The 14,487-nt window shown below is 62.4% G+C and carries 12 protein-coding genes; 8 read left to right on the forward strand and 4 right to left on the reverse strand.

Annotated elements, in window-relative coordinates:
- The first annotated feature begins 1 nt into the window (after position 1).
- Positions 2-1,099 (forward strand): ABC transporter ATP-binding protein, encoded by a 1,098-nt coding sequence (locus FZF13_RS01405; RefSeq protein ID WP_065996830.1) that lies wholly within the window; start codon positions 2-4, stop codon positions 1,097-1,099.
- Positions 1,099-3,042 carry a beta-galactosidase gene (locus FZF13_RS01410; RefSeq protein ID WP_065996829.1) on the forward strand — a complete coding sequence of 648 codons (1,944 nt, stop codon included), beginning with the start codon at positions 1,099-1,101 and terminating at the stop codon, positions 3,040-3,042. Before FZF13_RS01405 ends, FZF13_RS01410 begins: the two co-directional genes overlap by 1 nt.
- Before the next feature lie 271 nt (positions 3,043-3,313).
- Here the strand turns inward: FZF13_RS01410 and FZF13_RS01415 are convergent, their stop codons facing one another.
- The 3 genes from FZF13_RS01415 to FZF13_RS01425 all read right to left on the reverse strand — a co-directional run bounded on the left by FZF13_RS01415 (position 3,314) and on the right by FZF13_RS01425 (position 6,045).
- Positions 3,314-4,519: a cysteine desulfurase-like protein gene (locus FZF13_RS01415; RefSeq protein ID WP_065996828.1), complete on the reverse strand. Its 1,206-nt coding sequence runs from the start codon at positions 4,517-4,519 to the stop codon at positions 3,314-3,316.
- Positions 4,509-5,186 carry an amino acid ABC transporter permease gene (locus tag FZF13_RS01420; protein ID WP_065996827.1) on the reverse strand — a complete coding sequence of 226 codons (678 nt, stop codon included), beginning with the start codon at positions 5,184-5,186 and terminating at the stop codon, positions 4,509-4,511. The genes FZF13_RS01415 and FZF13_RS01420 overlap by 11 nt, the downstream gene beginning before the upstream one ends.
- Before the next feature lie 61 nt (positions 5,187-5,247).
- Positions 5,248-6,045, reverse strand: a complete 798-nt coding sequence (locus FZF13_RS01425; RefSeq protein WP_065996826.1) for a transporter substrate-binding domain-containing protein — start codon at positions 6,043-6,045, stop codon at positions 5,248-5,250.
- Positions 6,046-6,185: 140 nt separating this feature from the next.
- On the opposite strand from FZF13_RS01425, the gene FZF13_RS01430 reads away from it, so the two are divergent.
- A complete protein-coding gene (locus FZF13_RS01430; protein WP_343039626.1) occupies positions 6,186-6,938 on the forward strand; it encodes a FadR/GntR family transcriptional regulator in 753 nt (250 codons plus the stop codon).
- A gap of 76 nt (positions 6,939-7,014) precedes the next feature.
- On the opposite strand, the gene FZF13_RS01435 is transcribed toward FZF13_RS01430, so the two are convergent.
- A complete protein-coding gene (locus tag FZF13_RS01435) occupies positions 7,015-7,905 on the reverse strand; it encodes a LysR family transcriptional regulator (protein WP_065996825.1) in 891 nt (296 codons plus the stop codon).
- A 102-nt stretch (positions 7,906-8,007) separates the two neighbouring features.
- Between FZF13_RS01435 and FZF13_RS01440 the strand changes: the two genes are divergently transcribed.
- The 5 genes from FZF13_RS01440 (at position 8,008) to FZF13_RS01460 (ending at position 14,138) form a co-directional block, all read left to right on the forward strand.
- Positions 8,008-9,579, forward strand: coding sequence for a proton-conducting transporter transmembrane domain-containing protein (locus FZF13_RS01440; protein ID WP_139116432.1), 1,572 nt, complete (start codon positions 8,008-8,010; stop codon positions 9,577-9,579).
- Between the two features lie 25 nt (positions 9,580-9,604).
- Positions 9,605-12,034: a YbcC family protein gene (locus FZF13_RS01445; RefSeq protein WP_065996824.1), complete on the forward strand. Its 2,430-nt coding sequence runs from the start codon at positions 9,605-9,607 to the stop codon at positions 12,032-12,034.
- The gene (gene cysD / locus FZF13_RS01450) at positions 12,031-12,927 is read left to right on the forward strand and encodes a sulfate adenylyltransferase subunit CysD (protein ID WP_065996823.1); all 897 of its coding nucleotides are present in this window, start codon (positions 12,031-12,033) and stop codon (positions 12,925-12,927) included. The genes FZF13_RS01445 and cysD overlap by 4 nt, the downstream gene beginning before the upstream one ends.
- Complete coding sequence (locus FZF13_RS01455; RefSeq protein ID WP_245317425.1) at positions 12,924-13,823, forward strand: DUF6671 family protein; 900 nt, start codon at positions 12,924-12,926, stop codon at positions 13,821-13,823. Before cysD ends, FZF13_RS01455 begins: the two co-directional genes overlap by 4 nt.
- An 81-nt stretch (positions 13,824-13,904) precedes the next feature.
- Positions 13,905-14,138: a hypothetical protein gene (locus tag FZF13_RS01460; RefSeq protein ID WP_065996822.1), complete on the forward strand. Its 234-nt coding sequence runs from the start codon at positions 13,905-13,907 to the stop codon at positions 14,136-14,138.
- Positions 14,139-14,487 lie beyond the last annotated feature (349 nt).

Below are 14,487 nucleotides of genomic sequence, written 5' to 3' on the forward strand. Positions count from 1 at the left end.
CATGGCCGGTGTCATACTGAGCGAGGTGAAGAAGCAGTTCGGCAACGTCGCCGTCATCAAGGGCGTCGATCTGGAGATTGCCGACGGGGAATTCTGCGTGTTCGTCGGCCCCTCGGGATGCGGAAAGTCGACGCTCCTGCGCTCGATCGCGGGGCTCGAGGAGATTTCGTCCGGGACTATGCGGATCGGAGGCGCCGACATGACCAATGTCGGACCGTCCGACCGGGGCGTGGCCATGGTGTTCCAGTCCTATGCACTATACCCGCATATGACGGTCGCCGAGAATGTCGGGTTTGGCCTGCGGATGACGGGCCATCCGAAGGCCGAGATCGAGCGGCGCACCGCCAGGGCGGCGGCCATGCTGCAACTTGAGCCGCTGCTGCAGCGCAAGCCGTCGCAATTGTCGGGCGGGCAGCGGCAGCGTGTCGCCATCGGTCGCGCCATCGTGCGCGATCCGAAAGTGTTTCTCTTCGACGAGCCACTGTCCAATCTCGACGCCGCGTTACGCGTGCAGATGCGAACCGAGATCACCAAGCTGCATCAGGACCTCGGCGTCACCATGATCTACGTCACGCACGACCAGGTCGAGGCGATGACCATGGCTGACCAGATCGTGGTTCTGAGCGCTGGGCGCATCGAGCAGGCAGGCTCGCCCCTGGAGCTCTACCACCGGCCGCGAAACATGTTCGTGGCCGGCTTCATCGGCTCGCCCAAGATGAATTTCATAAAGGTATCGGCGGAGCGGGTGGGGCCGCGGCTGGCCGTCGACCTCCCCGGCGGCGTGGCATTGACGCTCGACGTGGCCGGCTCGGCGGCGGCGACGCGCCCGCCGGCGGTGCTCGGAGTGCGTCCCGAACACCTGACCATCGGTGGATCGAGCTCGGTGAGCCTGGAAGGCAAGGTGCGCCTTGCCGAATATCTCGGCTCGGAAACCATGTTCTACCTGACGCTTGCCGACGGAACCGAGCTTACGATCAAGGCCGACGGGTTGATGAGCAGCAAGATCGGATCGTCGCTCAAGGTCGGAATTCCCGCAGCTGCCTGCCATCTTTTCGATGACGCGGGCGAGGCGATCCTCAATGGAGACCTGACGCGATAATGCTTGGCGTCTGCTATTATCCAGAGCACTGGCCGGAGGCCTGGTGGGCCGAAGACGCGCGCCGCATGCGCGCTCTTGGCATATCCTACGTACGCATCGGCGAGTTCGCCTGGTCCAGGCTCGAACCAAAGCGAGGCGCTTATGATTTTGCCTGGCTGGAGCGCGCCATGGACACGCTGGCCGGGGCGGGTCTGAAGATCGTGCTGGGCACGCCGACGGCGACTCCGCCCAAATGGCTGATGGACGAATATCCGGACATTGCGCCTGTCGACGAGCAGGGCCGCGTCCGCGGCTTCGGTTCGCGCCGGCACTACACGTTTTCGTCCGAGAGCTGGTGGCGTGAAAGCCGTTCGATTGTTGAAGCGATCGCCACTCATTTCGGCGAGCATCCCGGTCTCGTCGGCTGGCAGACGGACAACGAATACGGATGCCACGATACCGTGCTTTCGTGGGGCCCCGAGGACCTGAAAGCCTTTCGCAAGTGGTTGCGACGGCACTACCAGACGACCGACCAGCTCAACGAGGCCTGGGGCAACGTATTCTGGTCGATGGAGGTCCAAAGTTTCGACGAGGTATCGCTACCCATACTTGCCGTCACCGAGACAAATCCGGCGGCGCGACTGGACTTCTGGCGGTTCAAGTCCGAGGAGGTCAACGCATACGACCGGATGCAGTGCGATATCATCCGCCGCTTTTCTCCAGGACGTTGGGTCACGCACAACTTCATGGGTTTCTTCAACGAATTCGACCACTGGCAGCTGGGCCGCCACCTAGACCTGGCGTCTTGGGATTCCTACCCTATAGGCTTCGTTGAGCGTTTTCCCTTTTCTGAACAAGAGCGCGGGCGTTGGGCCGAGACGTCGCACCCGGACATTGCGCCGTTCCATCACGACCTCTATCGGGGCGTGGGCCAGGATCGCTTCTGGGTCATGGAGCAGCAGCCTGGTCCCGTGAACTGGGCATCCTGGAACCCGGTGCCGAAGCCTGGAATGGTCCGCCTCTGGACCTGGGAAGCGTTTGCGCACGGCGCGGAAGTGGTCAGTTACTTCCGCTGGCGACAGGCGCCATTCGGGCAGGAGCAGAACCATGCCGGCCTTAACCTGCCCGGATTGCACGAACTGTCCCAGGGTGGCCGGGAAGCCGAAGCGGTTTCAACGGAGTTGCAAGTCGTGGGGCCGCTTGGTGCGGCCTCGCGCGCACAGGTGGCGATCGTCTACGACTATCAGGCCTCCTGGGTGACGCGCATCCAGCCGCAGGGCCGGGACTTCTGCTACCACGAACTGGTTTTTCGGTGGTACGAAGCCGCGCGCAGACTTGGCCTTGACATCGACTTCGTGGCGCCGGGCGCATCGCTGCAAGGCTACGGGCTCGTGCTAGTGCCATCGATGCCGATCGTGTCGGATGCCGCAACCGAAGCCTTCGCCAAAGCTTCGGGAATTCTGCTTTTCGGCCCGCGCACGGGATCGCGAACTTCAAGCTTTGCCATCCCCGACAACCTTCCTCCGGGACCGCTGGCAGACCTCACCGGCACCCGGACAATCGAGGCTTCGTCCCTGCGCCCGAACGTGCGCCATCGCGTCTCCGGCGCGGTCAGCGGCCACGCTATTCGTTGGCGCGATCATCTGGAAGCAAAAGGTGAGATCATCGCTCGATTTGATGACGGCTTGCCGGCGCTCGTCTCAAACGGCCGGTCCTTTCTGCTGGCTTGTTGGCCGGATGGGGAGTTGACGCAGTCCGTCCTGTCTGCGGTCGCGACGTCCGCTGCCTTAGATACCTGTTCCCTGCCGGATCACGTGCGGCTGAGACGCAGAGACGGACTGACATTCGCGTTCAACTACGGCGGGGTCGAATGGATCTGTCCCGACGGGGTCGAGATTCTGGTCGGAGACCGTGTTTTATGCAGCCAGCAATTGGCGATTTGGCGTAGTCCAGCTCCACATTAAGATTAGAGTCGCAGTTGTCCGGTGGTTTTTCGTCTGGCCTATCTTTGTTGGCTTTTGCGCAGGTTTCCGGCGTGATTGCCAGTCCGTCGCGAAAGATTGTTGCTGGCATAAATGGCGCGAATAGCTCCAGAACGCATTATAAGCCTTCGAGCCAAGTGTGTAAGGGTTCATCCGGGGGTCAGGACTTCATTGACCGAAGCGAAAAGACAACGGCTGCTGCGATGCAGATTGCCGAGAAGAACGTGTGGGCGCATCGGTCATAGCAGGTGGCCTAAGTAGCCCGGTCCAGTACGTCGATGAAACGGTCCACCTCTCCAAGCGTGTTATAGTGGACGAGCGAAGCGCGCACGATGTTCTGCGCCGGCAGGCCGAGCGACTCCACCAGCCGTCGCGAATGGAAGTCGCCGTGGCGGATGCCGATGTGGCGTGCGTCGGTCGCGGCGATCAGGGCAAGCGGGTCTGCGCCTTCGAGGAGGAAGGAGATGGTCGGCACGCGCACCGTGCCATCGGAACGGCTGTCGCCGAGGACGCGGACAGTGTTGCGGCCGCGCAAATAGGCGAGCAAGTGCTCGGCCAGCGCCATCTCCTGTTGGGTGACGGCCTCGAAAGCCGCCTCCACCGACGCCCGTCCCGATGTTCCACCCAACTCTTCCAGATAGTCGACGATGGCCGCGCTGCCCCAGGCAAGCTCATAAGCCGGGTTGCCCGGCTCTAGCTTCATCGGCACTTTGTCGCGGCCGTAGAAATAGTGATAGAGGCCGTCGAGTTCGAGCAGGTGGTCGTACTTTCCATACAGCACCGCCAGGTGCGGCCCGTAGGTCTTGTAGAGCGAGAAGACGTAATAGTCGCAATCAAGCGCCTGCACGTCGATAGCCCGGTGAGGGGCGAGCGCCACGCCGTCGACGCAGATGCGCGCGCCGTACCGATGGACCAGATCGGCGATCTCGCGGATCGGGTTGATCGTGCCCAGGATGTTGGAAGCGTGGGTCACGCAAACCAGTTTGGTGCGCGGCCCCATCAGCGCCTCCAGGTCGGCGAGGTCTGGCTTCAGCGTTTGCTTGTTCAGCGGCCAGAATTTTACGACGACGCCGCGCTCCCGCAGGCCGACCCAGGGGCCAATGTTTGATTCGTGGTCGAACTCCGTCACCACGATCTCATCGCCGGGGGCGAGGCTGCCGGCCATGGCGGTGGCGAGAAGCCTGAGCAGCATCGTCGTCGAGGCGCCGAACACCACTTCTTCGGCGCGTCGTGCGTTGAACAAGAGCGCGATGCGCGCCCGCGCCTCGGCCAGCCGTTCGGTGGCGTGTCTGGACGTCTCGTAGCTGGCGCCGGTCTGCACGTTGGTAGTCAGCAGGTAGTCTGATATCCGGTCCGCCACCGACTTCAGGGCCTGCGAGCCGCCGGCGTTGTCGAAATAGGCCCAGCCGCTGCCGAGCGCGGGGAACTGGTTGCGGACATGGTCGAGATCAAGCGGCATGGCGGGTCCTCGAAAGCTTGTGCTCCAGCACGCCGACGACACGGACGAGCGGCAGCAGTATGAGAAGATAGATCGCCGCGGCGGCGATCAGCGGGGTTGGATTGGCGGCGAGTGCCTGCGCCTGGTTGGCCTGTTTGAGCAGGTCCGGCATCGCCACGACCGAGGCCAGCGCGGTGTCCTTCATGACGTTGATGGCGTTGGAGGTCAGCGGCGGCAGCACGGTGCGGATCGCCTGCGGCAACACCACCTTGCGCAGCGTCAGGACGAAATGCAGACCGAGCGCCCGCGCCGCCTCGAACTGGCCGCGCGGCACCGCCTCGATGCCGGCGCGGATGATCTCGGCCGAATAGGCGGCAGACACCAGCGAGATCGCGCTGGCCGCCGCCACGAACGACGACAGCCGGACGCCGGCGAAGGGCAGCGCGTAGTAGATGACGAACAGCAGCACCAGCACCGGCAGCGAGCGAAAGACGTCGATGAAGGCGATGGTCACCCACTGCACCGGGCTCGCGGCATAGAGCCGGCAGATGGCGACGGCGATGCCGGCGAGGAAGCCGATGACGATGCAGGTGAAGCCGAGCGTAAGCGTGGTGGCCAGGCCGCTCAGGATGAGCGGCAGCGTTTCCACGAAGACGCGGGGGTTCAGGAAGGTGTCGAAGACGGACATGCGGGCGCGCGCTCCGGCGTCCCGTGCCGACGCGCGGGGCGCACCGGCGCGGCCGCGTTGGTCAGGGCTTCGGCATGTCCATGACGGTGACGGTCGCCAGCCCGCTCTCCGGGTCGGCGCCGAACCAGGCCTTGTAGATCGAGGCCATCGTGCCGTCCTTCTTCATGGCGCTGATGGCGTCGTTCACCTTTGCGGCCAGCGGCGCGTCCTTGGCGAACATGACCGAATACTGCTCGCCCGTCTTGATGCGCTCCACCACCTTGAACTGCGGCTTGTCCTTCACGTAGTAGAGCAGCGCCGGAATGTCGGAAATGTAGCCGTCAATGCGGCCGGCGGAGAGGTCGAGCATGGCCGGCTGCAAGCCCTCGTATTTGCTGACGCTGGCGATCTTGGTTTCCGCCATGTGGGCTGTGACCCAGATGTCGCCGGTGGAGCCGGTGTCGACACCGACCGTCTTGCCCGCCATTCCCGCCAGGCCGGTGATACCGCTGTCGGCCTTCACCGTCAGCGACTGGTCGCTGTCGTAGTAGGGCTGGGCGAAGCTGACCGATTGCAAGCGCTTCGGCGTAATCGTGATTGACGACACGGCCGCGTCGATCTGGCCGGACTGCACGGCCGCGAAAAGCCCCGCGAACGGAATGTTCGTGAACTTGACCTCCGAGCCGAGGCGCTTGCCGACCTCGGTCATGAGGTCGACCTCGAAGCCGACGATCTTGCCGCTGGCGTCCTGGAATTCCCACGGCACGTTGCCGACATTGGCGCCGACGTTGAGTTCCGCGCCTTGCGCCGATGCGGCGAAAACCACCAGCGCCGCCGCTCCCGCCCAGCGCAACCGACGCAGCAAAGTTGTGACTTGCATTTGATTTCCTCCCGTAAGAAAACTGGTTAGACCGGTCTGACCAGTTACCATGCAATCACAAATCGATGGGCGGTGCAAGCGGAGCGATCGACAGCGGAACGGATCGCATAACGCACACCGGATGCTAAGAAGGGAAAACGATGCGGCGCGATCCGATCGGACTGCGTCAAGTCACGATGCCCCCGTCAGGGAATAGGAAGGTGCAGGCCGTGCTCAATCGAACCCCCGTGACCCATGCCGCGGCTAAGCAGATTCAAACCATGATCCTCGACGGGAGCCTGGGGCCGGGCCAGAAGATCCCGTCTCAGCGCGAGCTGGCAGTGAGGCTGAAGCTCAGCCGCGCTTCGTTGCGTGAGGCGCTGCTGACGCTCGAGGCGATCGGCCTCATCGTCACCCAGCCGGGGCGCGGAACGTTCGTGGCCGAAATGTCGTCCAGCGGGCGCACCATGATCTCATGGCGCCACAGAGACTATTCGGTGAAAGACGTCTTCGAGACGCGCATCATGCTGGAAAGCCAGATCGTCCGGCTCAGCGCAGCGGTCCTCACGGCTGGCCAGATCGATGAACTGACGCGCCTGACCGACCAGATGGAGCGGAGCTGGGCCGCCGGCGACCTGCTCGGCAACGCCGAGGCCGATTTCGAATTCCACGGCATCATTGTGTCTGCCTGCCCCAACCGGATGCTGGTCGATCTCTACGACGCCAATCGCGACCGCATCCATTCCACGCAGATGCAGCCGATCGCGGTCACCGACCCGGCGCGCATGCGCAGTTCGATCGCCGAGCACCGCCTGATCGTCACGGCGCTCCGCGACGGCGATGCCGGGCGCGCCGCCGAGGCCGTCGCCATGCACATCGCCAACACCGCCTGTTGCGCTGGAGTTTCAGCCTGATTGCAATGCTAAAGCAGTATCGAAAGAACAATCGTAGTGTATGCTCGAGTTGGGGCCATTGGAGAGACCGTATGGCCTAACGCGTCAGCAAATTTCCTTCCAACAATAACCCTAGGACCGGATTTGGAAATTTTCTCGCAATCGTCACGGCATAAAAGGTTTCGGCTATGCCCGGCAACCTGTCGGCCTCGACCAGAACACCAGATTCCAGCTCGTCCTTCACCACGATCGGCGGAAGCACGGCAAGGCCGACATCTTCGCGCGCCAAAAGCCGCATCATCGCCATATCTTCTACCTCTGCCACGATTTGCGGACGGATGCCCAGGCGAGCTACAAGCGCATCAAAGCCGATCTTTACGCTGCTATCCATCGTCGGCAGGATGATCGGATGTGAGTTTAGCCTCTCGGCTAAGTCGTCTTTCCTAATTTTGCCAAGCCGAGCTCTTGTTCCTATCAAGCTCACAGGCTGTTCAGCGAGGCGATGAGCGACAAAGCGTGTTAGTTCATCGCGTGCAGGCGCCTGGTTAACAAGCACAACATCAAGACTGAGCGCTTCGAGCGATTGAAGAAGCTCGCTGCTGCTGCCTGACCGCAAAACAAACTCAATATCGTTTCGCCCTATTAAGGGTTTCAAAAACGCCATTTGGAAATTGCGAGAAAGCGTAGCCAGCGCGCCAACCCTGAGAACGCGCCGCACCTCGCCCGTGTTACGCAAAGTGCCGATCAATTCTTCGCCCGCAGCGAAAATCGCATCGGCGTGGTCCAGCGCGATCCGTCCAGCTTCTGTCAGATGAAGCTGTCGACCGCGCCGTTCGAACAAAGCATGGCCAAATCGCGCTTCGAGTTTGCGAATTTGCACCGACAATGCTGATTGCGTGAGGTTCAGTCGCTCTGCCGTGCGTGTCAGATTCCCGTCGTGGGCGACCGCCCAAAAATACCGCAGATGGTTGTAATTGAACGTGCTCATAACGTTCGATTATAGCGAACGATATAGCACAAACAATGCATTTTATTCGCCGCATTGCGGCTGATACCCCATTCGTGATGACAACCTTCATTGGGGATTGCCTTGCCATATTATCTGCTTCCGCTCATTGCGCCGCTGGCTCTTGTGGTTTCCACGATCGCATCCTTCGTTTCGCCAGGACGCCGCTCTCGACTAGCCCCCGGCTTCGCCGAGATCGCTGCGCTTCTGGCGTTAGCGTCCGCGTTTGGCTCGCTCGGTATTCTTATCCTTAGCGGTCCGGGCGAAAGCCCGCTCATCGGGATGGCCGGGATCGGCTTGTCAGTGCGCCTTGACGCCGTCAGCGCCTCGATGCTGCTGCTCGTCGCGTTCGTCGGCTGGATCGTTGTGCGCTATGCTCGGACCTATCTCGATGGCGAGGCGCGCGCGAGCGCGTTCACAGGCTGGCTGTGCGCCACCCTTGCCGCCGTGCTGCTGCTCGTTCAGGCGGGCAATCTCGCCCAGCTTGTGTCGGGGTGGATCGCGACCAGTCTCTGCCTGCACAGGCTGTTGCTCTTCTATCCCGATCGGGTCGCCGCGCGCCGCGCCGCGCGCAAGAAGCTCATTTTTACCCGGCTAGGGGCGGCAAGCCTTATCATCGCCGCCGTTCTCCTAACATTCGTCTATGGCACAACCGATATAGCGGCGATCAATGCCGCCGCGAGAGAAGGCGATGGTTCGTCGCTGGCTGTTTTTGCAACAGTTTTGATCGCGCTGGCGGCCTTGCTGAAGTCGGCGCAGTTTCCGACCCATGGCTGGCTTACCGAGGTGATGGAGGCGCCGACGCCAGTGTCGGCCCTGCTGCATGCCGGTGTCATCAATGGCGGCGGTTTCCTGCTCATTCGCTTCGCAGACGTGATGTTGCTGTCGCCCGGAACGCTGGCCGCGTTGGCTATGCTTGGTGGTTTCACGGCGCTCTTCGGGGCGCTTGTGATGCTGACGCAGCCGGCGGTCAAAACGTCACTCGCCTGGTCGACGGTGGCACAGATGGGCTTCATGACTTTGCAATGCGGATTGGGACTGTTTTCGCTGGCATTGCTGCATATCGTGGCTCATTCGTTTTACAAAGCTCACGCGTTCCTCGCCTCGGGCGGCGCGGTCGACCAGGTCGCCGCGATCCGGCGGCCAGGGCCGGTGGCGATCCCCGACGGTGCGGCAGTCGGGTGGGCCTTCCTCGCGGCGATCGCGATCTATGCCGCGATCGGCGCGGCCTTCGGCATGATGTTTGGGTTCCACCATAAGTCGCCGCAATCTCTGGCGCTGGGTGCAATCCTGATTTTTGGCGTCGCCTATCTGCTGGCGCAGGGGCTGGCAGACGCCGCGCCGCGGGTTCTAACACGTAAGACGGCCCTGTACTCAGTCGCGGCGGCGGCTGGCTACTTCGCACTGCAGACCTTGGCCGAGTGGCTAACCGCAAGCGTGCTTCCCGCACCGCTTGCGCCGGGGCGTCTTGAATGGACGCTCATGGTGCTGGCGATCCTCTCCTTCGGAACGGTGGCTGTAGCGCAAGCTCTGTTCCCGCTCTGGGCCCATCACCCAGCCGCGGCCGGTCTTCGCGTTCACCTCTCGAACGGCCTCTACATCAACGCAACACTCGATCGAATGCTCGGCGGCTGGTCCGTCCGCAAGGCGTCGTGACGGCCGGACACTAAGGAACACGCAAATGCTGATGATCAAGACTAACACTCCACCCCTCGACGTCGCGGCAATTATTGCCGCGGCCGAAAGGGCGGCGCTCGCCATCCCGCCGCTTTGGCCGCTGGCTTCAAGCGTTGCGGTCAACCCATTCCTGGGACAAATCCATGAGCCTCTATCGACAGTGGCCGCCCGCCTAAGACGGGTCGCGGGAGCCGCACTCACAATGCCCCGCGCCTGGTACGCCGAGCGTATTCACGCGGGCGAAATCGCCGAAGCGGATCTCACGGCAGCCTTTGAGGCTGCACCGGAGATCTGGCGGCCAGATAGCCTTGCTTCATTGAAGTCAGCCATTGAAGCGAGCGCACCGACCCCCGTTATGCTTCCGACGATGGCGGAGCTCGCGGCCGAAGCCTCGGGTATAGATTGGACCGGCGTGATCGCCGAGCGCTTCGGTCAATGGGCGGCCGGCTATTTCGATGCGGGCCAAGCCTTGTGGACGGCGCCTCAGGGCGGCTGCGCCTATGCTGCGTGGCGCTCGGCCGCCGCCCACGATCTCACCCCAGAGATTCTCGGGCTGACGGGCTTTGCCATGCATGTGGCTCAAGCCCCAGAGCGCGCTGAGGATGCCCTGATCCAGTCGATCGAGAAGCTCGGACTCTATGGGGCGGCGCTCGAAAGCTATTTGCACCGGCTGCTGATGAGCCTTGGCGGCTGGGCGCAGTTTGCCCGGTACAAGCTCTGGCAAGCCGAGCTCTCGGGCGGGTCGGACAAGACGATCACCGATCTTCTGACAATTCGTCTCGTCTGGGAACAAGCACTGTTTGAGCAACACAAGCTTCGCATCGCTTGCCAATGGAAAGAGGCGCTTTGCGCCTATGCCGCGCCGGTCGAGCCGACACCGGACGATGCAATCGATGCAATCTTGCAGGAGGCGACCGAGCGCGCGGCGCAGCGGCAGCTGGGCAAGCTCCTCGGATCGCCGGCTCCCTCTAGATTGCAAGCGCGTCCAGCATTGCAGATGGCCTTCTGCATCGACGTTCGCGCAGAGGTGTTCCGCCGGGCATTGGAAAGCCTCGACCCCTGCATCGAGACATTGGGTTTCGCTGGGTTTTTCGGCATCGGCATTTTGCATCGTCGCTTCGCGTCGGATGTCGCGGAGGCACGCTTGCCTGTGCTTATTGCACCGCAAGTACGAACATGCTCGGGCGGGCATTCACATGATGTCGAGGCTCGGGACCAAGCAGCTCGGCTCCTGGCGCGTGCCAAGCGCGCCTGGGGGCGCTTCAAGCTCGCCGCTGTCTCCTCATTCGCTTTCGTCGAGGCGGCCGGGCCGATCTATGTCGGCAAGTTGGTGCGCGATGGTCTGGGACGCGCCAGCAACCGGATGCCGGATGACCCGGCACCAAGGTTCGAACCAGCGCTCGATCCCGAGGCTCGCATCGGCATAGCCGAAAGCGTGCTGAAGGCGATGTCGCTGACCGAACGTTTTGCACCGCTTGTCCTTATCGCTGGCCATGGCGCCAACGTCATAAACAATCCTCATGCCAGCGCGCTCCATTGTGGCGCCTGCGGCGGCTATTCCGGCGAGGTGAACGCGCGGCTACTCGCTACGCTCCTCAATGACCGCGAGGTGCGCGCCGGCGTCGCGGAGCGCGGGATCACCATCCCGGACGACACGCTGTTTATCGGAGCGCTGCACGACACAACCACTGATCGTGTGACGATCTACGGCGAAGACTCTCCATCAGCGCTACACAAGGAGAGCGTCAAACAGGTAAAAACCTGGCTTGCGACGGCCGGCGCTCTGGCACGGAGCGAACGCGCATTGCGCTTGCCCCGGGCGTCGGGAGGGCGCGACATCCTCCACCGCGCCCGCGACTGGGCCGAAGTCCGTCCGGAATGGGCGCTTGCCGGTTGCCAGGCCTTCATCGCCGCGCCGCGCCATCGGACTGCGGGTCGCGACCTCAAAGGACGTGCATTTCTGCACGGCTATGACTGGCGCCGGGACGATCAGTTTAGCGTTCTGGAGCTGATCTTGACAGCGCCGGTCGTGGTCGCGAGCTGGATCAGCCTGCAGTATTACGGATCGACTGTCGCGCCAACGGTGTTCGGAGCCGGCAACAAGCTCCTGCACAACGTTACCGCCGGCATCGGCGTGGTCGAAGGCAATGGCGGGCTCTTACGTGCCGGGCTACCCTGGCAATCGGTTCACGACGGAGAACGGCTAGCTCATGAACCACTGCGCCTGACCGTGTTCGTCGAGGCGCCCCGCGAGGCAATTAGCACGATCCTCAAACGTCACGATCAACTGCGGGCGCTGGTCGACAACAAATGGCTCCATCTTGTTGCCCTCGATGACCAGGGCCGCCCGGCTTGGCGGTACGCCGGCAAACTTGGCTGGGAAGCCTTTGACCAAGGGCACGTTGAACCGGAACGGACGATGGTGGTCGCATGAACGGGTTGCCCGCCCATCTGGCGGCCTTGGAGTCAGAGGCGATCCATGTCTTGCGCAATGGATTGTCGGAGGCGCGCAACCCCGTGGTGCTGTTTTCGGGCGGCAAGGACTCGACCGTCCTTGCCCATCTCGTGCTGCGCGCCTTCTTCCCTTCGAGGCCGCCGATCCCGCTCTTGCATATCGACTCGACATGGGAGTTCGCTGAAGTTCTCGCCTTCCGCGACGCCTTCGCGGACCGCCATGGCTTTCGGCTGATCGTTCAAGTCAACGAGCACGGACGGACACAGTCTATCAATCCGTTCGACCATGGCGATCTCTACACCACCATCATGCGCACTGATGCGCTCAGGCAGGCACTGACTGTCGGTGGTTATGACATCATCTTCGGCGGCGCCCGACGTGACGAGGAAGCAACCCGCGCCAAGGAGCGCATCGTTTCGGTACGGAGCACCAACCATGCCTGGGAGCCTCGCCTGCAGCGTCCCGAACTCTGGCGCTGTTTCAATTGGCGGATGAAGCCCGGCGAGACTATCCGCGCTTTCCCGCTGTCGAATTGGACCGAGCACGACCTGTGGACCTATATCCTGATGCGTGAGCTCGAAGTCGCGCCTCTCTACATCGCTCATGAGCGCAAGGTCGTCACCCGAATGGGAATGCGGATCGTCGTCGACGATCCGGTCCGCATGCGCTGGCAGCCTGGCGAAACCGCACTGCCGGAGAAGGTGCGCTTTCGTACGCTCGGATGCTGGCCGGTGACGGCGGCGCAGCCTTCCGAAGCAGAAACCATCGCCGCTGTCGTGCTCGAAACCCTGCGCGCCGAAACCTCCGAGCGCCGCGGCCGTCTCGGCGACGATGGCTCGCTCGAGCGTCAGAAACGGGAGGGCTATTTTTGAGCAACGACGGTCATTCGCAAGCCACGATTGGGTGTCCGCTGTCCGGTCCTTATGCTCGCCAGCGCGCCGTGCTGGCCACCATGCATGGCAAAGAGGCGGCAATCGTGCCGGCTTTCCAGGAGCGACTCGAGCTTACTGTCGAGACCCCGTCCGCGATCGACACCGACGCGCTGGGCACCTTCACAGGCGAGATCCCGCGCGCAGGCACGATTCGCGAGGCGGCCATAGCCAAGGCGCGGCTTGGGATGGCGGCGACGGGGTTGTCGATCGGCATCGCCAGCGAAGGCAGCTACGGTCCGCATCCGCATGTGCCGTTCATCCCCGGCGGGGTCGAGTTGATGGTTCTCGTGGACGACGGCCGCGGCATCGTCGTCAGCGAGTATCTGATCGATGATGCCCCGGTCTACGAGCACGTCGTCGCGGCCGAGATCGGCGATCTCAGGACGTTTCTCGACCATATCCGTTTCCCCGATCATGCCGTGATCGTACGACCTCATGAACCCGACGATGGTAGCGTTCTCATTCACAAAGGGCTGCGCACAGCTGAAGCGCTTGAAAGCGCACTCGAAACTTCAACCTTGCGATCGCGCGACAACCGCGCGCTCATTCAGACAGATATGCGCGCCCACATGAATCCCACGCGTATGGCGAGCATTGGCCGCCTGGCGCGTGCCCTTTGCGATCGGCTGGCGACCCCGTGTCCGGCCTGCGGCGCCCCCGGTTACGGGCAAATCGACGTAGAGACGGGGCTTCCCTGCGAATGGTGCGGCGCCCCCAGCATCATGGTTCGTTATCAGATCTTCGGTTGTGTCGCTTGCGAGTTTCGCGAGATGCGTCCCCGCCCCGACGGGCGCACCCATGCTGATCCTGGCCATTGCCCGGAATGCAATCCGTGATCGGCGTGACCGACCAGGAACCGATCGCAAACCGGCTGTTGGAGCCGTGGAAGATGCTTGCTCGCGCTAGGAGTAAATTCGATGTCTTGGTATGACGCTAGCTTGAAAGAAACCGATGCTCGAATTGCTTGGATTCTGGCCCATCCGGGCATGAGCGTGTGGCTGAAAGAAGCGCTTCGGGCTGCACTTGAGCGCGATCCGGTCGATATTCTAAATGATCTCGAAATCCTCATCTACCTGCTGCGCGCCCGATCCGATGCCCTGATTCACGCAGCACTTGGTGCAGAAGGAGGTGACCTTGCACGAGAGGATTGAGCTGACGTCCTCGGCAGACTGGTACGGCCTAACGTAGTGTACGCGATCTCGTAGAGAGCAGGAGTCGCTCACCTGTCACTAAATCGGCAGACTGCAGGTGGTGATCGATTTCCTGACGAAGAATTCGCAGGTGGCCGGTTTCGACCAAAACTCGACATCATGAACAATCGTCGATGAGCTTGGCGTGTGAGGACGGAATGCGCTTTGCATCAACATTTCTCGGCACTCCAATGCGCGCTCCCACGCTACGCCGTGTGTGGTCCGTCCCTATCATCTGCTTCGCGAACTGATCCAGCGACAAACATGGCGCGTAAGAAACGAGAGCGATAACTGCCGGAGATTCGTCATC

The sequence above is a fragment of the Mesorhizobium terrae genome, from assembly GCF_008727715.1.
GTDB classification, from domain to species: Bacteria; Pseudomonadota; Alphaproteobacteria; order Rhizobiales; family Rhizobiaceae; genus Mesorhizobium; species Mesorhizobium terrae.